The sequence below is a fragment of the Blautia sp. NSJ-175 genome, assembly GCF_022867815.1.
Classification (GTDB): Bacteria; Bacillota; Clostridia; order Lachnospirales; family Lachnospiraceae; genus Blautia; species Blautia celeris.
The window spans coordinates 115,463-135,327 of record NZ_JALIFQ010000011.1 but is presented as its reverse complement, the minus strand read 5'-3'; the positions used below and the strand labels follow the sequence as shown (position 1 = coordinate 135,327).

At 49.2% G+C, this 19,865-nt stretch carries 17 protein-coding genes; all 17 read right to left on the bottom strand.

The genetic code is table 11. The features are described 5' to 3' along the window. Positions 1-5 precede the first annotated feature (5 nt). The gene (locus MUB35_RS17895; protein WP_055155777.1) at positions 6-1,739 is read right to left on the bottom strand and encodes a VirD4-like conjugal transfer protein, CD1115 family; all 1,734 of its coding nucleotides are present in this window, start codon (positions 1,737-1,739) and stop codon (positions 6-8) included. A gap of 23 nt (positions 1,740-1,762) precedes the next feature. Beyond that, positions 1,763-2,014, bottom strand: coding sequence for a DUF4314 domain-containing protein (locus tag MUB35_RS17890; RefSeq protein WP_015513377.1), 252 nt, complete (start codon positions 2,012-2,014; stop codon positions 1,763-1,765). Between the two features lie 30 nt (positions 2,015-2,044). Next, the gene (locus tag MUB35_RS17885) at positions 2,045-2,362 is read right to left on the bottom strand and encodes a hypothetical protein (protein ID WP_055149034.1); all 318 of its coding nucleotides are present in this window, start codon (positions 2,360-2,362) and stop codon (positions 2,045-2,047) included. A 95-nt stretch (positions 2,363-2,457) separates the two neighbouring features. Continuing rightward, a complete protein-coding gene (locus tag MUB35_RS17880; RefSeq protein WP_055155776.1) occupies positions 2,458-3,396 on the bottom strand; it encodes an ArdC-like ssDNA-binding domain-containing protein in 939 nt (312 codons plus the stop codon). Positions 3,397-3,399: 3 nt separating this feature from the next. Further along, positions 3,400-4,239, bottom strand: a complete 840-nt coding sequence (locus MUB35_RS17875) for a PcfB family protein (protein WP_117802434.1) — start codon at positions 4,237-4,239, stop codon at positions 3,400-3,402. A gap of 5 nt (positions 4,240-4,244) precedes the next feature. Further along, positions 4,245-5,531, bottom strand: a complete 1,287-nt coding sequence (locus MUB35_RS17870) for a relaxase/mobilization nuclease domain-containing protein (protein WP_055155774.1) — start codon at positions 5,529-5,531, stop codon at positions 4,245-4,247. A gap of 3 nt (positions 5,532-5,534) precedes the next feature. Next, entirely contained in the window at positions 5,535-5,843 is a 309-nt protein-coding gene (locus MUB35_RS17865; protein ID WP_015533354.1) for a plasmid mobilization protein, read from the bottom strand. A 126-nt stretch (positions 5,844-5,969) separates the two neighbouring features. Beyond that, positions 5,970-6,347 carry a DUF3789 domain-containing protein gene (locus tag MUB35_RS17860; protein ID WP_240577346.1) on the bottom strand — a complete coding sequence of 126 codons (378 nt, stop codon included), beginning with the start codon at positions 6,345-6,347 and terminating at the stop codon, positions 5,970-5,972. A gap of 142 nt (positions 6,348-6,489) precedes the next feature. Continuing rightward, positions 6,490-6,813 carry a DUF7768 domain-containing protein gene (locus MUB35_RS17855; protein ID WP_019162195.1) on the bottom strand — a complete coding sequence of 108 codons (324 nt, stop codon included), beginning with the start codon at positions 6,811-6,813 and terminating at the stop codon, positions 6,490-6,492. 149 nt (positions 6,814-6,962) lie between these two features. Then, the gene (locus MUB35_RS17850; protein ID WP_227211274.1) at positions 6,963-7,775 is read right to left on the bottom strand and encodes a DNA-methyltransferase; all 813 of its coding nucleotides are present in this window, start codon (positions 7,773-7,775) and stop codon (positions 6,963-6,965) included. A 66-nt stretch (positions 7,776-7,841) separates the two neighbouring features. Then, a complete protein-coding gene (locus tag MUB35_RS17845; protein ID WP_240577345.1) occupies positions 7,842-8,621 on the bottom strand; it encodes a hypothetical protein in 780 nt (259 codons plus the stop codon). Beyond that, complete coding sequence (locus tag MUB35_RS17840) at positions 8,621-9,586, bottom strand: DUF3991 domain-containing protein (RefSeq protein ID WP_240577344.1); 966 nt, start codon at positions 9,584-9,586, stop codon at positions 8,621-8,623. Before MUB35_RS17840 ends, MUB35_RS17845 begins: the two co-directional genes overlap by 1 nt. Further along, positions 9,586-10,746 (bottom strand): methionine adenosyltransferase, encoded by a 1,161-nt coding sequence (gene metK / locus MUB35_RS17835; RefSeq protein WP_055267995.1) that lies wholly within the window; start codon positions 10,744-10,746, stop codon positions 9,586-9,588. Before metK ends, MUB35_RS17840 begins: the two co-directional genes overlap by 1 nt. Positions 10,747-11,191: 445 nt before the next feature. Continuing rightward, a complete protein-coding gene (locus MUB35_RS17830) occupies positions 11,192-11,989 on the bottom strand; it encodes a class B sortase (protein WP_055155767.1) in 798 nt (265 codons plus the stop codon). Next, entirely contained in the window at positions 11,986-12,483 is a 498-nt protein-coding gene (locus MUB35_RS17825; protein WP_255786099.1) for a gamma-glutamylcyclotransferase family protein, read from the bottom strand. The genes MUB35_RS17830 and MUB35_RS17825 overlap by 4 nt, the downstream gene beginning before the upstream one ends. 1 nt (position 12,484) lies before the next feature. Beyond that, on the bottom strand, positions 12,485-18,829 hold the full coding sequence (locus MUB35_RS17820) for an LPXTG cell wall anchor domain-containing protein (protein ID WP_240577343.1): 6,345 nt from the start codon (positions 18,827-18,829) through the stop codon (positions 12,485-12,487). An 85-nt stretch (positions 18,830-18,914) separates the two neighbouring features. Beyond that, the gene (locus MUB35_RS17815; RefSeq protein WP_081019500.1) at positions 18,915-19,865 is read right to left on the bottom strand and encodes an amidoligase family protein; all 951 of its coding nucleotides are present in this window, start codon (positions 19,863-19,865) and stop codon (positions 18,915-18,917) included.

Genomic DNA, 19,865 nt, shown 5'->3' with positions numbered 1-19,865 from the left:
TCCAATCAAAAAAGCTCCCCGATGATGTCCTCATCCAGAAGCAGTTCGTAGTCGTTATATCTTGTTTCGTCAAAGGTAAAATCGTCATGTGCCAGCGGTGCTTTCGCATAGTTGAACGGGCCGGCACCGCCGTCTTCGGTATACCGGATGTTGGGATGCTTCATCAGGTCATACTTGGCATCCAGTATGGGCCGTTCCCCGCGGATAAACAGAAGTGCATTCTGGTTATCCAGCATACGGACTTCATCCGGCTGTAACAGCTCCCTTCCGCTCTGCTGGAAGTTGGTGGAGTAGCTGCCGGATTTTCCTTTGGTCTGCCCGTAGGTGTTGGTGTCTATGGTTTCTTTCCCCAGTAATTCTGATACATATTTGTGTGTCTCTTTTTCATTGCCGCCCAGGTACAAAAACTCATCGCAGTTGCCCACCAGACTTTCCCAGGAGTCCTTGAACAGAGCCTTTAGCTGGCTCATGTTCTGGATGATGATGCTGCAGTAAATGGAACGGGAACGGCAGGTTGCCAGGATCTTCTCAAACTCATTTGGCAGGGATACGTTTGGAAACTCATCCATGATGCAGTTGACCGGAACCGGGAGGGCACCGCCATGCACACGGTCTGCCATATAATAAAGAGTCTGGAAAAGCTGGCTGTAGATCATACCTACCAGATAATTCAAAGAGGTGTCCGCATCCGGAATACAGCAGAAAAGGGCAACTTTTCTTTCGCCCATGCTGGAAAGATCCAGTTCATCGGTATTGGTCAGCTTGGCGATCTGCGGCAGGTTGAAGGCTGCCAGACGGACACCAACACTGATCAGGATGGACTTGGCGGTCTTTCCTGCCGCCTGCTTGTAAATGTGGTACTGCTTGACGGCAATGCTGTCCGGGTCCCGCATCTCCAGACGGTCAAACAAAATGTCCAGAGGGGACTCGTAGTCCTCATCCTCTTCTTTTACCTGTGCCGAGCCTAACATCTCCATGATCATGGCGAAGTTCTGTTCTTCCGGCGGAGCTTCATGGAGCAGATACAGCATCAGTGCCTGAAGCAGTGCTGTCTCGCTCTTCTCCCAGAACGGATCGGAGGACTGGGAACCTTTGGGTGTGGTGTTTTGTATCAGATTGGAAATGAGACGGAGTACGTCTTTGTCATCGTGGACGTACTCGAATGGATTGTAGCAAAAAGATGTGTCGGGATTGATGAGGTCAAAGACACGCACCTCATATCCTTTCTTTTCCAGCAGACCGCCTGTCTTTCGGAGCAGCTCGGCTTTGGGGTCTGTAATGACCATCGAGCAGCAGCACTGCATGATGTTCGGCAGGGCAAAGCCTCTGGATTTTCCTGCACCGGAGCCTCCCACCACGAGGATGTTGAGACATCTGCGGTGCTCGTGGGTGTCCAGGCTGATGCGGAAGTTCTGCGTCAGCAGGATGTTCTGGGAGTACGGCTTCTGGCTGTATTTCTTACAGATCTGCCGGGCATCACCCCATCTGGCGGAACCATGTTCTTCCCCTCTGCGGTAGTTCTTCTGGCTGGAATAAAAAATGCCGATCCCGGCTGCGTAAAGTAACGTGCAGACCAGCACCGACTTGATGGTATATTCCGTATAATGAAGCTGGAAGGGGTGGTTCAGTTTTTCCGTTAGAACCTCCATCAGCTCAAAAAGATTCCTGCCCGGCTGAATAGCATCCGCAATCAGGATCGCTGCCCACCAGATGACAGGCAGTCCGGCAAGCCAGATCACCCAGTCTGACTTCCGGCTGTTTGTTACCGGGATGGCTGCTGTTTTGGCCTCTCTGCTCTCGGCAGATCCGTGATGTGGAAGCTGTCCACTCCAGGAACGAGGGCAAGGCTGCTTCCATTCTCCCAGTTTACGTGGATCTGCCCTGCATCGTCTACCATATCCACCTTACCTTTTAAGCCGGGTGGCATGTGACTCTCCCCCTCCATGCTGTTAAGCGTGACCTCTGTTCCCGGCGGATATCTTCTCCTCATGGCTTCTATTCTTTCTTGTGTCATATTTCTGTATATTCGTACCACATCCTTTCTTTATCTTCCCCGTCCACGGTATGGGCGGCGGTATCTGGATTTCATGATCTTTAACAGGACACTGTCGATCCCATCGGAATAGCGTCCGTTTTTCAGGTATGTGTCCCGGAGCTTGTTTAAAGCTTCTACAGATTTGGTGTGTTCAGCTTCTGTCAGGTAGAGCTTTCCTTCTTCCTGCTCTGCCAGCTTCAGAACCAGATCCCGTGTGGTATCCACCGGAAGCCCCTGTTCTTTTTCCTGCCGGAACACTTCCCGGAGGGCATGGATCAGCATATGGTTCATGATCCGGTCCATCTTTACATATCGCATTCTTGTCATAGGCGAGCCTCCTTTTTTCCTCTTTTTTCTCAACCACAACATACCACACTTCCTCCCGGAAAGCTACTGCAAAAGAGCCGGAAAAACCCCTTTTATCAGCGTTCCGGGGACTTTTTGTTCTTGGCTGGTTTCTCTGATTTCTCCTCTGGGACGGCAAATTCATCGGGCATAAATTCCTGCTCACTTTTGCCGAGGTTGCGGTCTACCTGCTTGCCGATGGAATAGGCTGCGCTCTTTACATTCTGAATAAAGGAGCGGAGTTCTTTCGGATCTTTCTGTCCGAATGCCTGCATCTCGCATACCTTGTCAAAGGAAAAGCCGGAGACATCCACGCCATATTTCTGTGCTGTCACATACGCCGCACAATAAGCCTGTGCCGCTACCCCTGCCCGGCTGTAGCTTCCATCGTGATGGTCAAGAGATGCATACGCCAGTTCCCGGCTGATGGAATGGAATGTTGTATTTTCACTCATGCCGTTTCGGACATAGATCGTCCGCTGATTCGGGATATACTGTGCCTGTACCTTATCCGGCAGGTTGTCTGCGATCTGAATCCGTACCTCGCTGTCGGTCAGCAGTGCTTCCATCAACTGGTCCATCGGTTTTGGCTCCGCCTCTTCCGGCTGTTTGGTGCGAATCTGGCTGATGTCATAGGCTTTCTGGATGGAGTATCCCTGCTGGATGACACCATCCTTTTCGTATTCCTGTCCGACAATGAAGTTGTATCCCTTGCTTCCGGTCTTGACTACTTTGCCTTCTTCTTTCCATTTTTCAAAGGTCTTAATCTGCCGGATCTCCGGGTTCTGTGCATAGAGCAGGAACAGGTTGTCTGTCCTCTGTGGCTTACACTGTCCCATAAAATCAAGGAATCCTTTTAAGGAGTCCCCATTCTGGAAGATCTCCTGTGCCTTTCCATCGATCATGCCCCAGATTTCTTCCCTCTCCTGCTTTTTCTGTGCGGCATATTCCTCTTTCGATAGCCGCTGGGCGGACGGTTCCTGCGTGTCCTGCCCTAAAAATTTTGTCAGGTCCATCTTCTACCTCGCTTTCACCTTTCGTTTATTTCTCGCTTTCTTCTGCGTTTTCTTTGGTCCACGGTTCTTTTCCCGGCTCCGCTTCTGGGATTCCTCTGCTTTCTCCCGTTTGATGTTCTCCAGCTCCCGGCGGACACTGGGACGCTCCTGTTCCCTTGGCTTTGCTCCATCAGTCCCGTTTTCCTGCCCGGTAGAAATATTTCTGCTGTGCAAGGAAAAGCCGGACAGATTCTCTTCCCCCTCTTCCTGCACCGGGATAAAATTTTCCGGTTCGGAAGACTCCTTTTCAGGATGATTCTGATTCTTCTCTCCTTGAGAAAAATCCATGTCACCGACCTGGAATGCTTCGTCCAGATCGCTGATCTCAAACTGCACCTCGCCCTCTGGCATCTGTACGATTTTCTGTACTGTTTCGGTTTCCGGTGCTTCCATTCCAGCGGTTACCTCATGGACAGCTTCCCCGACTTCACTTCTTACAAAATCAAGATTCATCTTATCCATAACCCGGTTGACCTTGGCTGCGTCATCCGCAAAGACCATGACCTCGCTCATCTCCGGGTTCTTTTTATCACGGATAATCACATAGAGCAACCCTCGCTTCCTGCCCTCACTGCAGAATTCACGCAAGCGGTCAGACGGCACAGTAAAGAACTTCAATGGCTTGTTCTCCTTTAACATCCGCACCATCCGGGTTCTGCCCCTCGTTTTCTTCTGGTCTTTTAATACGGCGGCAACAAATACCGCCAGATGCTTTGCCAGCGTACCCGAAAGTCTGAGCCCGTGGTCCACGCCGTCCAAGGAATACCGGACGATCTGATCCGCCGCATCGCCTCCATAATTCATACTGTTCACCTGCTTTCTGTTCTCGGTTGTCTGTTTTTCTCCGTCTGTTCTGCCTGTCTCTGGATCTGCTCTGCCAGACGCATCTTTTCTTCCATCTCTTTAGACTGCTGTTCGATCCGGATGCAAAGACGGATATCCTTCCGAAGCGGCCTCAGTTTTTCGGTGATCTGACCGATCCTAACACTGTCCGGTTCGCTCCGGTAGAGCCGCTTCCGTTCTTTTGTGAGTGCCTGCACCTGTTCTTCCAACGGGGTTCGGTATGCCATCAGTTCTTCACGGGTGGTAATCTGATACTTCTGAAGAAATTCCATCTGCTCGATCCTGGCATCCAGTTTTCGGATATCTGCCCGGAGCACTGGGGAGATTCTTTTCGGCTTCTGCTTTAGAACACCCATCTGATACAAATAGGAATAGTACAGGGCCTGTATCCCTTTTAACTTCTTTTTCGGGGGCTGGGAAGCTCCTTCTTTTCCAGCAGTTGTCCTGCTCTTGGGCTGTAAGATCCACTGCCGGATGCTCTCTTCTGAGTAATTCTTCCCAAGGCTCCGCAGACGGATATACCGTTCCATCCCCGGTGCTTTCAATGCGATGTACTTCCGATTCAGCTTCCACTGATATCCTCTCTGCTTCATCTGGTCCAGAAATTGTTTCCATGTGAAGCTTTCTGCCACCGCATCACGGATATCCAGACGGATCGAGGTTCTCCAGGTTGGCTTTCCGTCCTGTTCTGCCATCCACTGGGCATAAGATTTCCCTTTGCCATTTTTCGGTTCGATAACTGATAAGCCGTATTTCAGGCATAAGGCATCCGAAGTTTTCCGCACATCCTCGTAGTAGCTCCTGCTGTTACTATGGTACTTTTTCCCATCTTTCATGCTCACGGAATTAAACACGATATGGTTGTGGTAATGCTCCGTGTTCAAATGAGTGGTGATGACAGCTTCATATTTTCCCTGAAGGAGTCTTTCTGCCAGCTCCATGCCAATCTGGTGGGCAAGTTCCGGGGTGACTTCCCCTTTGGCAAAGCTCTGCACCAGATGGAAGCCCTGCACCCCGTCCATCTTGTTGTATCGTTTCTTTGTATCTACCATATCTTGATAAGCAGTCTCACAGACACAGCCAATGGCATTCTCAAAAATGGAACGCTCCGTCTTGTCCCGGTTCATTGCATATTGAATAGCTTCTTCCAGAGAGCCGGCACTTTGTCCTTTCTTTGTGGTCTTATCCTTGTTTCGAATGTAAGTAATGGAATTGTCCAGACGGCTGACCGGGATGATACTGGTGTATGCCATCGGCTACCATTCCTCTTTGACCAGCCTCCATGTCTCTTTCGTCATGCGGAGCATTTCCCGAATATTCTCTTCCCCTGCCATCCCACATCCATTGGCTACATGGGCAAGCTGATTGGCATTGTTGCACAGACCGGATACTTTCCTTAAAAGTTCGGTATGATGTTCACAGGGTCTTGCCCGGACTTCGCCGCCCATGACAATGGAACGGATGTATTCCTCACGGGACAGGCCGCTTTTTTCTACCTGCTCTTCCAGAAAACGCAGCTCCTTTGTATTGAGGCGGACTGGTATCACATGGTTTCTTTTTCTCATCTCTTCACCTGCTTTCCAACGGGTTATTGATCGTTTCCTTACATTTCACGGTTTTTCCAGATCAGGAATCCTGTCAGCACGCCAATGGCTACGGCTGCAGCAATAATCTTTTTCTTCATATAGGCCTCACCCCCTTTTCGGTACCCGGCACAGTTCCATCGGGGCAAGCATGATTCCTCTTTTCTCCATCTCTTTCGCAAATTCCAGAAGGTTCCATTTCTTCCCATCGATCATGGCAGATTCTGCATCCAGATAATGGCAGGTGGATACGTTCCGCTCTCCATTTGGGGCATTCTGCACAAGGCTCTCCCCGTCTGAAAGCCGGAACAGTTCCTGTCCCTGACTGTTTACAAAACAGATGCACACGCCGTGGTCAATGATCTCCTTTGGTTTCATCCGGCACCGCTCCAGTGCCTCATCCTCCCGTTTTCCTGAGATCAGTAAACACATTGCAAACACGCCCATTGCCCCTCCGGTCATTGTGCCAAGTATAAATCCTAACATTTCTTCGTTCTCCTTTCGTCTGTTTACGGCTCGATATGGGGGATTGGGGTTCTCCCCAAAGTGCGTTTGGATATCCAAACGCTATGCTTGCAAAACCAGTCGCATTTTGCTTCGTCCCCTCTGAACCTATCGTTTTTCGGAATTATTCGTTTTCTTTGATTTTGCTTAACCCATCCAGCGTGGTACAGATGATATGGAGTCTGTCAGCCATGCTGATCTCCGTGTTCATCGTCCCGGTGGTCTCTTTTCCGCAGACGACCACCATCCTGCACCGTCTTAAGATCTGATGGGACATTCTCCGCATAGCCTGCATATCCTCCGCATCCCCATCATCAAGGAATGGGGAAAAGCTGTACTGCGGACAGATCGGCACATATCCCAGTTCGTAGATCTTCCGGCAGTACCGCTGTACTTTGGTCTTTCCCTCTTCTGCAGAGCAGCAGACATAAGCAAGTGCCTGTTCCAATACGACCATCTCCTTTCCTGACCAGACAAGTTTCCTCTGCCCGGCGTTTTTCCAAAAAGAAACACCCACAAAGCATTCCGGCTCTGTGGATGTCTTGTGGACATCTGGATTCTTTTCTTCCTTTTTTCAGATGTCTGGCAGACATCCGGTTACTGTGGTTCTTTATTCTCTGCTTCTGCCCCGGCTTCCAGTGCGATACGGACACGGTCGCTTCCCAGCTTATAATATGCATCCGTCACTTCGATGCCGACTGCCTGATAGCCCGACTCTGTCGCCGCAAGGATGGTCGTGCCAGCTCCGGCAAACGGGTCTAAGATCAGGCCGCCCGGCTCGCAGATCTGGATGACATCCTTCATCAGCTGGAGCGGCTTTTCTGTCACATGGATGCGGTTCTGGGGATTCCCATAACGGAACACACCCGGAAGACAGGACACCGGGCGGTTGATTGGCATCGGACCGTTGCTTCCCCACACGATGTATTCTGCCTGCTGGCGAAACCTGCCTTTTTGCGGACGGGAATTTCCTTTGTCCCAGACTGCAGTTCCTCTCCAGATCCAGCCTGCCCACTGAAGGGCATCGGTGATAGACGGGTACTGTCTCCAGTCAATAAAAAGGCAGATCGGAGCCCCTCTCTTGCAGGCTTTCCTCACATCGTACAGCCATTCTGCCATCCAGTGGGTCCAGGAACGCTGATCCTTGTTATCCCCATCAAAGTCCGGAAGGGCATTCTCTGCTTTCATGCTGCTATACTTCTGGTTGGTGGTGCGGTTGCGTTCATTCTGCTTGGTTCCCCCGGACGCATAGGGCGGATCGGTCACGACTGCATCAAAAATCCCCGGCTGGAATCCTTTTACCAGCTTTAAGGTATCCCCATGCAAGATACGCCAGTTCTCCCCTCCGGCAGACTCATCCGGCAGACAGTCCGGTTTTAAAAGATCTTCCAGTTTCAGGGTATTTCCCATAGGCATCATCCTTCCTCTTGCTTATTTCCCAGATTTCTCTGGAAGTGCTTCTATCTATGGAACTGCTCATCGGCAGGTATCCTCTTTTTTTGGTACTTCTTTTCTCGTTGTTCTGCGCTGTTCACGGTGATCCGACAGTTCGGTTTCCACATATTCGCTGATGATTCCCAGTGCTTCATAATAATTGCCACTCTTGTGGACACGGTCTGCCATCTCGTTGGCCTGTTCGGACATCCCGGCACATCTGAGCAATCTTGAGGCATCCCCAAGGATTGAGAAAATATTTCCGTCATGCCCTAAGAGCTTCAGCTTCGGACGGGACGGATTTGGTTTCGGCTGCTGTTCCTGCATCTCGTTTTCTGGTGCTTTCACCTGTATCTGGAAATCCGAGCCGGCACCGACATAGAAATGTAAGTATAATTCACCGCCGTCTACCTTGATCTCCCGTTGTTCCAGACTTTCTCCCCAGCCATCGCTGTACTGGCCTCTCAGATACTGCCCCACCACACGGTATTCCTCTGGTGTCAGATTCTCCCGGAGTGTCAAGTTTGCACAGCCATATAAAACACCATCCTGTTCTTTTACCGCCATTGTAATGCGTTCCACTTTTTCCTTAATGTCCTTATTTCGGTCAAAATAATCAATCAGGTTGCATGGCTGGTTGTCAGGCATACCGAGCCGGTTGATCTCGTCAACCTTTTCTGCTATAGATGGCTGATACTGCACCAGGTCAGGTCCTTCCAATGGTTCCGCATCATCCAGATCCACAATATCTGAATAGTCCGGGATAAACTCTGCCATCAGAGGGGACAGCATTTCCACTTCTATTTTTTCTTTGATAGGCATCACCTCACTTCCTTTCTCTGCCGTTTCTCCGGTGTTCGGGCAGCCATCTTTGCCATATCTGCCCAGTCTGCCCCTTCGATCTCCGGCAGGTTCTCGATGATCCGATAGTTTCCCTCGTAGGCTTTTCGGATATGTTCACACGCCCACCGTCCGGCAAAGTCATTGTCGGTACATACTTCAATCTCGGTAATCTCCGGGTGCTGGGACAGAAAATGTTCCAGTGCCTGCGGCTTTTTCATACTCCGCTGGCTCTGCCCTTCTTTTGGTGCACTGATCCCGCCAAGCTCCAGACGGTACTTATCCCGGCTTCCCTGTTCCAGTGTCATGTGCGCCAGCACATCCACACAGGCTTCATAAACGGCAACCCGTCTGCATCCTGTTTGTGCCGGAACACAAAAAGCGTATGCCTTTTCGCTTCCAGCCTGTTCCATCTTAAAAGCCTTTCCGCTGGCATCGTAAATCCCACGCAGGAAAGCATATCTTGCCACCTGATTTTCGTCCCGGCCTACGAACACAGCATTGTGATAGGGCAGGCTCTCATAGAGGATTCCCAGATGAACACACTGCTGTAAGACCTCTCCACTGATTCCGCGCTCTTTCAGATATCGGAACACCCTGCGGCAGTCCGGGCTGACTGGCGGCAGGACAAACAGCTTTTTGGGCTTTGTCTCCACAGGCGGAGGGATGTAGGTGGGATACTCATCTTTCAGCATTTGCACTGCCTCCAGAAAGGAACACCCATCTACATGGATCAGGAAATTTAAGGCACTGGTTCCCCCGATATCTCTGGATTTCCAGTGCCACTGGCTGGTGAGCTCGTTGATTTTAAAGCTATCGTGGTCTGTCAGCTCCCATTCATTTCTGGCTGAAGATTTTTTCAGGCGGTTCGGCTGGTATTTCTTCAGGTACTCAATGGCGGTGATTTCCCTTGCCCGTTTGATCTCTTCTTCCGGAATCCACGGCATTACATCACGGTATCCCGGAGCTGCTCTGCCTTATCCGTTTTCTCCCACGGGAATTCCTTTCTTCCAAAATGCCCGAACACGGCACTCTGTCGGTAGATCGGCCGCTTCAGGTGCAGGGTGTCACTAATCTGGCTTGGGGTAAGCCCAAACACCAGAGGAATCGCAGCGGCGAGGCAGTCATCCGCACAAATCTTTCCGGTTCCAAAGGTATCCACCTGCACCATGACTGGCTGGGCAACCCCGATGGCATAGGCAAGGGACACCTGACATCGGCTGGCAAGTCCGGCAGCCACCATGTTTTTGGCGATGTAACGAGCCATATACGCCCCGGATCGGTCAACTTTGGAACAGTCCTTCCCGGAAAATGCACCGCCGCCATGCGGTACCAGACCACCGTAGGTATCCACCATCAGCTTCCTTCCGGTCAGTCCGGTGTCTGCATCCAGACCTCCGCACACAAATCTGCCCGATGGATTAATCAGGATCTTGGTATCCTCATCCGGCGGCAGCATGCGGAGTGCCGGGCGCAGCACTTTCTCCCGGATCTCATGCTCCAGCTTCCGAAGGGATTTTTCCTTTTCATGCTGACAGGACACAACGACCGTATCCAGACGGACAGGTCTGTCATCTTCGTATTCCACGGTCACCTGTGCTTTTCCGTCCGGCAGGATTCCCATGATATATCCGCTTCTACGGCTTGCAGACAGTTCTCTTACAATGCGGTTCGCCAGAACCACTGGCATCGGCATAAGCTGCGGCGTATCATCGCAGGCGTATCCCACCATGATTCCCTGATCCCCGGCTCCATTGGCAAGTCCGCTCTGAACAGAAACAGTTCCTGTCCTGCGTTCTCTGGAACGTTCCACTGCCCCGGCGATATCCGGACTCTGTTTGTGGATGAGGGCATCCATATGGATTCCATCTGCTTCATAGCCTGCACTCTCCAACACCTTTCTGACGATTTCAAACACCTGTGGCTCATATCGGCTGGTGATCTCTCCTGCCACAATGATGTTCCCTTTAGTAGCCAGCACTTCGCAGGCCACCTTGGAATTTTCGTCCTCTTTCAGACACGCATCCAGAATACTGTCTGCAATTAAGTCGCAGAGCTTATCCGGATGTCCTTCCGTTACGGATTCTGCTGTATAAAATCGTTTCATAATTATTACCATCCTTTCCAACGAGTCAAAACTCGCTGCTCGTTATAAACTAAATAGATCCAGCAGAAAGCACTCCTTTTTGGAACACTTCCTGCCGGATCTGGATTATGAGCTGTCTCACATTCTGCACTTTTCTAGTACGTTCAGACACTTTTTTCCACCTGAATACTACCAACACACACCCTTACATAATCCCCCTGTTTTGAACACTTCCCAGTCTGTGCGGTCATCATTTGTCTCATTTTCTACACTTTTTGGGGGCTTTCAGACACTTTTTGTTAGAGCATTCGCTGATATTCCGTAGAGTATTTACCAAAGTTTCCACTTTTGAACACATTTTCCATCTGAATATACCTGGCATACACCCTTTATATACTCCCCTGTTTTGAACACATCCCTGTCCATGCGGTCATTATTTGTCTCATTTTCTGCACTTTTCGGGTACTTACGAACACTTCTGACTCCACACTGCCCCGGAAACCGGCACCGCCAGGACGATATTCCTGGCACCGCTCCATTCATATGAACACGTGACGAGCGTCAAAACCTTATCGTATATACACTTCAGGTAATCATCTCCGGTTTCGAACACTTCCCTCCGCTTGGCTACTTTTAGGTACTCTTGCACGGCCACCACATCTGGAAGTTTCTGCTGGAATGGGAACAGATTCCGGTCTGCTTTCAGTACCGTGACAATCTTATACTCCTGAATGCCGTCCTCTGTCTGAAGATAAGCAAAACGATGGGCGTTATAATAATCTTCCCCTGCATATAAGTCCAGGTTTCCGAACATCGCCCCGCTGTTCATGTTGTGACCGTAAATGATGAGATTCCTGCTTTCGGACACTTTACAGTCTGCCTGTAAAAACAGGCTTCCGTTGATGTCATATTCCTTTTTGTAATTCCGTTTCAGGTAAAACTCCCCATTCTCCTGTTCGGACTGAAGCACCGGGTAATCAATCCCGGTATCCGGTATGGTCAGCCATCCCTGCACATCCGGGTATTGTTCCTGGAGAGAAACAAGGTCTACCGCAGCCACCGGGCATTTTCTCCCAGCTGGTTGGTCTTTCTTTTCAGATCCTGAGGCTCCCGGAGCTTCCGGCTCCGGGAAATTCCCTTTCAGCTCTGCCACCAGCTTTTTGTTCTCCATTGGGAGATATACCATATGGTAAAGCAGGAACCCGGCACTTAAGAAAAGTGCTGCAAGGCATACCGTTTGAAAAAGTTTTTTCGCGATTTTCATCGTTCCTGTCCGGCTTTCCTCTGCTTCTTTGGCTGGCTTTTCTGCGTCTGTCCCGGCACAGGCGGTTTTCTGGCTGCTTTCAGGATCGGCTCTGTCGGAATCTGGTTCTGTCTGCAGCCCTTTAAGATTCCGGTCAGGTACGACCGTCCGGGCGGATTAAAGTTCTGCATGTAATCTTTTGTCATGATATAGACAATGGCTTTGATCTCTCTTCCGCCTTTATTCTTGACGGTGATTTCCTGTTTGTCGTAAAAATCAGGATAGCCTTCATAAAGATCTAGGCTCTTTTCGCAGTCCCCGGTCAGTGACCAGAGGACGCCGTCCACATGGCTTCCCTCTTCCGGGAAGATGGTGGCAAGACCGCTTCCTGCGGCTGCAAAGGTCAGCCGATACCCCTCCAGGCGGACGGTTTCTACCATCTCCGCCTGTGGACACCGATATGCCATCTGGTCCAGATCCATGTTGCTTCCATACGCAAAATATAATTGTTTCAGCCTATCTGCCCCCTTTTTTCTTCTTTCTTCTGGATGCCACACCCATGCCGATCAGACCGCCTGTGGAAAGGATTAGGCACAGGGCCGGAAACCAGAGGTTGGTGTCATCGCCTGTTTTCGGGTTACTTACAGACGGGGTGTCCTCCGGCAGCTTCTCGTTCGTCACTTTCTGGATGACTTCAATCACTGGGGTTTTGTCATCTACATAAGTAAATGTCACTTCATGCTTGGTCTCATCCATCTGATATCCTTCCGGTGCTTTGGTCTCAACCAGATAATAAATGGCTACCTTATCAAATTTGCCATCCTTATAAGTTCCGATTGCAAGCAGTCCGCTGGTTGCATGACCGTTTTCATCAGTGGTCAGGGTTTCTACCACTTTGCCATCGGCATCCCTCAATTCAAATTCCGCACCTTTCAGTGCAGCTCCGGTATCCTTGTCCGTTTTCTCAATGATCAGACGTCCCTTTGCGGTATCATCTTTCATGGCTACCTTCTGGATCTCTGCGGTGTCTGCCACCTCGAAGGTGATCTCTTCCGAAACGACATAACCGTTTGGAGCCTGCTCTTCTTTCAGGGTGTATTTACCGATTGGAAGTTTTTCGATATAATGCGGCTCTTTACCGGAAGTCCAGGTTTCTACGATATTGCCATTTTCATCTGTGATGGTCAGTTTGGCTCCTTCGATCTCATTATCTCCGGTAATATCCGTTTTGCTGATCTCCACTTTGGTCACATCATCTTCCATTACCTGTTTCTGGATCTCTACAGTATTCTCCACGGTGAATGTGATGCTTTCCGCAGTGGCATATCCATCGGCCGGCTTGGTTTCTGTCAGGGTGTACGATTTTCCTACAACCAATTCTTTGATGATGTGCGGCTCCTTGGTGGATGTCCATTCCTCAACAACAGCCCCGTTTTCATCCGTCAGCTGTAATCTGGCTCCCGGCAGTTCCTCGCCTGTGGTCAGATCGGTTTTGGAAAGTTCCACGGTTGTCGGCTCATCTTCAAATACGAACTCATAGGACACTTCTGCTTCTTTGTCTCCCTGGTACTCAAAAACAAATTCCTGTTCTTCTCCGGTGGTAACAAATCCATCCGGTGCATACAGCTCCTTCACATAATAGGTTCCGTCAATCGGCAGGTCTGCAATAAAGGAAATCTTTCCATCTACATCTGTTGTTTTTAACTCGATCAGGGTATCTGCTTCCATCAGCACCTTTCCAGATGCGGACAGGATGTCGTTCCTAGTGTACAATCCAAAGATGCCGCCTTTTAATACACGGTCGGTATCCTTTTCTTTCTTCAGGACGTTCACTTTCACCTTCTGGCGGTTGTTCTGCCAGTCCTCATCGTATACGACAACCGGGGTATCCTGATCGCGGTAGGAAAGATCTACATATCGTGGTTCTTCATCCAGGATATAACCATATGCTGTGCCTACCTCTTTGACATAATATTTTCCAACCGGAAGGTCAGATACTTCTGCAACACCGTTTGCATCGGTAGTTACAGTTGCTACCAGTTCGTCCTTGGAATAATAGTCCGGGCTTACGCCATCAGCTGCTTTGATATCTTCGGCAGCACGGATTTCGAAGGTAACGTCTGTCAGGCTTCCTGTAATGTACTCAAAGAAATGTTCCACAACACCTTTGACGTTATCCAGCAGGGTGATCTTATCGAGAAATTCGCCCTTCTTGTTTACGATCAGCAGTGCTTTCGGTACATGGTCCTGCATTTCCACTTTCTGTATTTCTGCGGTATCCTCGATGGTGAATTTCACATCCGTAGTCTTTAAATAACCAAGCGGTGCAAGGGATTCACGGAGGATATAGGTTTTTCCAACAGTCAGATATTTGATCACATGAGGCTCATCCTTTACGGAAGTCCAGCTGTCGATCACGTTTCCATCCTCATCCAGAACAGAAAGGGATGCTCCGTTCAACTCCACGCCTGTTGTCAGATCGGATTTTGTCACCTCGATGGTCGTCGGCTGGTTCTTCTTAATCGATTTCAGTTTAATGGTCTGGATGTCTTGTCCCTGATAGGTGGCATCAAATTCCAGTACCTCATCAGAGGATACAAAACCGTCCGGTGCAGAAATTTCTTTTACATAATAAGTTCCAAGCGGCAGGTCCAGGGTGAAGTGTGCCTGTCCCTTTTCATCGCTTGTAATCTCCTGTAATAAGGTGTCCGCTTTCACGATTACATTGTCACCGGATTTGATCTCATTCTTATTATAAAGACCAAAGACGGCTCCAGCTACCACGCTTCCGGTTTCTGCATCCTGTTTTTCCACGGTGATGCTTACCTTCTGGCGTTCATTGGTAAATGTCACTTCTTCGTCTACAACCGGGGTATCCTGTCCGGCATAGGTAAAGGTTACCTTTTCTCCTTTGGCATTCCAGGTGTATCCTTCCGGTGCTTTTTTCTCTTCTACACGGTATTTTCCGAGCGGAAGATTCTCGATTACGGCACTTCCGGTTTCATCGGTCGTTACCGTTGCCACCAGTGTGTCCTTGGCATATTCCAGATAACGGTTGCCGTTCTCATCTGTCTGATGGTCTGCGGTATAGATATCCTCGGAGGCGTAAACTTCAAACACGGCTCCTGCAAGGCTGGCTTCCTCATAAGTAAAGTCTTTATCAAAACCTTTGACTACTTCGCCTTCTTTGCGGATGGTCAGTCTGCCCTTAGCTGGGTGGTTCTCAAAATCCACCTCGATGATTAGGTCACCGCTGACCGGATCTTCCTGGTATGCGGTATCACTGTCTACCTTGATTTCCACGGTATTGGTGCTGTGGGTATATCCATCTGGTGCAGTCACTTCTTCGATGCGGTAATTTCCACAAGCCAGATTCTGTGGCAGGATCAGGTATCCGTTTTCATCCGTAAAATAGGATTTATGTACCGTAGTGGATGGATAAGTAGTCACTTGTTCTACATATTTCTTGTTATCCAGATCGTATACTTTAAATTCAGTATTCGGAACCAGAACAGATTTCTTTGTCTCGTCATCTTTTTTGACGATTTTTAATTTTGCTTCAAACTCTTCGTCCAGAAGCACACGCCATACCTGCGGTTTCTCTGGATTGTTCTCTGAAATCACAACTTTGAAATCATCAACTGGTTTGAAGTTGTGCGGTGTGGTGGTTTCTCTTACAATGTAAGTCCCGTATGCAAGCGGAATGGAGCATGCATATCCACGCTCATCCGTGAACATTTCTGTCTGTCCGTCTGCAGTCAGCACGACCGGAGTAGCGGATGTAAAATCATAGGAACCGTCCTTATTTTTCTTCAGGCTGCTCTCCAGATATGCACTGAATCCCACACCTTTTAACAGATCGGCATCGGTCTTTCCGTTGTTGGCGGCTTTGATGACCTGAAACGGCTGTTTGATCACATCTTCCAGAGAAGTTACGGTACGTTCTACCGTCTGAACCAGATCTCCCTCGTCATTACACTCCAGATCATGTTCTCCCGGGTCTGCCAGATATCCGACAGGCGGAGTCAGTTCTTTAACGTAATACTTTCCGAGATAGAGGTCTGCGACTTCTGCATTTCCCTCTGTATCCGTAGTCAGGGTTGCAATCTGTGTTCCTGCCGGGTAAAGAACACCTGTCTGTCCATCTGGATGTACGATATCTTCACGGGCATACAATCCGTAAACAGCACCCTCAAGGGTTGCATCTCCCTGTGCGGTCTTTCCGGTTTCGGAATCCTCTTTTACCAGTTTGATCTTCGCATTGATCCGCTCATTCTGGAACGTATGGTTGAAAGAAACCGTTGCCTCTTTGTCTGTTGTGTACTGGAAGGTAAAGGAGTACACATCCTCGCCGTTTCTCACATATCCAGCTGGTGCACCCAGCTCTTTCATGTAGTAGCTGTTGGCTATCGGCAGGTCTGCCTGATATACGGCTTTTCCGTCTATTCCGGTCACTGCTTTCTCAATGAGAGTATCTTTCTTGACCACAATGGTTCCGTCCGCTGCTTTGATGTCATTTCCGGCATACAGACCATAAGTGCCGCCCGGAAGGTATTTCCTGGTTTCCTTATCCTGCTTGTATACACTTACGCTTGCTTTCTGGCGGTCATTTTTGAATGTCACGCTTCCCATGACCTTTTCTACGTTGCTTCCAGCATAGGAAAGGGTGATCTCCTGGCTTTCGCCTGTGCATACCAGATTTTGTGGTGCCTGCATTTCTTTTACTACATATTTCCCCAGATATAGATTATCCAGTGTGGCACTTCCGTCATCTCCGGTGGTAAGTCCGGCTTTGACTAATGCGCCTTTTTTGTAGACTACTGTTCCGTCTGCGGATACAATGTCCGACGCGGCATAAACGTTATAAACCGCACCTTTCTGTTTCTGCTCGGTATAAACAAAGGAAACACCATCATCAGTTACCTTTGCCCCAGTCAGAACTTCCCCTAATTTATAAACAGTCAGGCTTGCCATCTGTTCAGCATCAGTAACGGTCTGTTTTACAGTGCCGCCGATGACCAGGTTCACATCGTAAGCCTTAGTGTCCAGCAGGTATCCGTTTGGTACGGAGATCTCTTTCAGGTATACGGTATCCTGTGTTTTTGTGATCGTAACGCTGGAAGCTCCGTTGTCATCTGTGGCCGGCATCTTCGTGATCAGGTTCTTTCCGTCCTTGTCACTGTAAACGCCATAGACTGCACCTGCGATGGCTTTGTTGCTCTTGCGGTCCTTTTTTACGATTTCTAGAGTTGCCTGTTTTACCCATGAAACTTTAAAATCCACATATTTCTCATCGGTCACGCCCTCGCCAAATACCAGGGCAAGGTCCTGTGTCTCGCTTCCGGTGGTGATCTTATAAGCGGAGTAGTCTTTGATGATGCTTCCTTTCATGGTGGAAGACCATTCCCCTTTGACATCCACAGCCTGTGTCAGCGGTGCGGATAAATAAAATTTGGTACCGCCGCAGATTTCCACGGATGCACCTACACTGCTGGTCTTTCCGGTTGTCACATTATGCAGTCTGACACCGGACGGCAGTTTCATGGTGATGGTCTGCAGTTCGGATGCCTTGAAGGTGATCTCTTCTGTTCTCTGGCTGTTGCCACTGATATATGCGGTAACATCTGCATTGGAGAAACTCATGTCCACTTCCGGGATCTCCGGCTGGCTCATGCAGTAATTGTAGAGTTCCATTGCCAGAGCCTGTCCGGTTGCATTCGTACCAGAAAAAGCGTCACCGCTGTTATTTGCATAGGATGCTGCCAGATGGACAATGATAAACTGTTTTCCGGCTGAAAAATCAGGATGTTTCTCAGAAAAAAATCCATTTTCACCGGATGCTTTGGTACCGTAGTAGCACACTTTTGCCAGTGCTTTGCTGTCACCCAGTTTGGTGATCTTGTAAACACCATCCCCAGGTCCCGCTTTGGATGGCTGCACACAGTAGGCAGTTGCAGACACATTTCCAAATTTAACGGTATATTTATAGGTTACATAGGAGCCCAAACCGTAGTCTGCATAATAGTATGCAGTCCCTCTTGTCACATTCACGTCCTGGGTTGCTCTTGTACTGGTATTGACTGCGGTGAATGAAACGGTTTCCCCATCTTCCATTGCTATCAGGTCAATATCCTGTTCCCCTGCCTGCTCCAGAACATCGCTGAGTGTCAGCCCGGATTCTGCATCGGTTGTATTTTCCGTTTCGGATTCCTCTAATGCGGCATCAAACTCGGATTCAGAAAGTCCATCCTGAAATTCGGATTCTGTTTCTTCCGGTTCTTCTGTCTCCGCTTCCTCTGTTTCAGATTCAGCTGTCTCCGGCTCAACAATTTCTGTCTCTACAGGCACTGTCTCAGTTTCTTCCTGCGAGGCAGCTTCCTCATCATCAGAACCTGTATCCTCTTCGGTAACTGCCTGTTCTGTCTGCGGTTCACTCTGAGCTGCTGTCACAGGCTCTTTTACGATCAGATTTCTCCCAATCTGATAAACCGGGTGGTTCTGGTTGACTGGCTCCACATAATAAACGGCATGGTAAGTGTCTGCATGGCTGGTGCTGAAGTTCTCCCCGGCGTCATTCTCTGCTTTCTGGAATATCACTTTGACTTTGCTTTCGTCCTTAATTTCCAGATTCGTGCGGTCACTGGAAACATCAAACTCCTGTCCGACTTCCAGCTCCAGATCGTTGGCTTTTACCACTTCCTCTTCATCCAGCAGATCCTTTACGGATTCATAAGCTGGCGGTTCTGCCGTTTTCGGCTCTTCCGAAGCATAAACGGTCAACGGTGAAATGACCGTGGATAAGATGGTGACTGCCGCCATCACCCCTGAAAGGATCCGCCTGAATCGATATTTGCTCTTCATGTTTTCTACCTCTTTCTTATTTTTCTTCATTTCTCATAAGAACAGCCGGATGTTCCCACCCGGCCTGTCTGTTCTCATTATTCTGTTATCTTGCGTCCTCTGTCCGTCCTGGCTTCTGCAGACAGGCATATGTGCTTTTGTCATACCGCCATGCTTTATCGCCGTCGAGGTTAGCAAGCAGATGCTTCCGCACATTTTTGTATTCGTCCCCGATTAGTCCGAGACGGAGCAAAAAGGTACGGAATGTAAATGCCGGGTTATCCCCGATCTCCGTCTTTTTGGCATGGGTACAGGACTGGTTGACCGCCTGTGCGGATATGGCAAGTGCCAGCGTAATGTTTGACCGGACTTTTCCTGCATGGAGGGTGCTTTCAAAACAACGCCATTCCAGTGTTCCCTTGGAAAAAACAGCATGTAGGTTTAAGGCATAATACCTTGTCCAGTTGTAATGCTCGGAGCTTCCGTCATTTCCCTCATACCATGCCCTTTTGAATTTTTCCATCGTGATGGTGCTGTTTGGCATCCGGCGGATCTTCTCCACTACCATAGGACGGACTTTCTGACAATACTCATCTTCCCTTCTCGTCTGTACATTTAAGGCTTTGAACAGAATATCCTCTTTGCAGTACATGATCGTCAGTGCATTTTTCAGACTCCTTGGTGTATGATTGGATGCGTCCACATGGACATGCATGCCACAGGATGAATTGACAAAAGCACCTGCGTTTTTGACACACCGCACCACTTCCTGGAGTTTCCCCATTTCCGAATATTCCAATTTCGGGGATACCATTTCTGTCGAATAATCTCCATCGGCATCTATTACAGTACCATTTGCCAGCCTTTCACAGTCGATACTGCTGTCCCTTGAAAATTTCCACGTTTTTCCATCTGAATCTTTTACACACCAGGAATCGTAAGAACGGATATGATATGGCTCTGTTCCGAACATTCTTCCAATCGCAACAGCCGCATCATAGCGGCTGATACCTGTCATCTCAATCTCTGTACCAAAATACTGGTCTTTTAGGTCGAT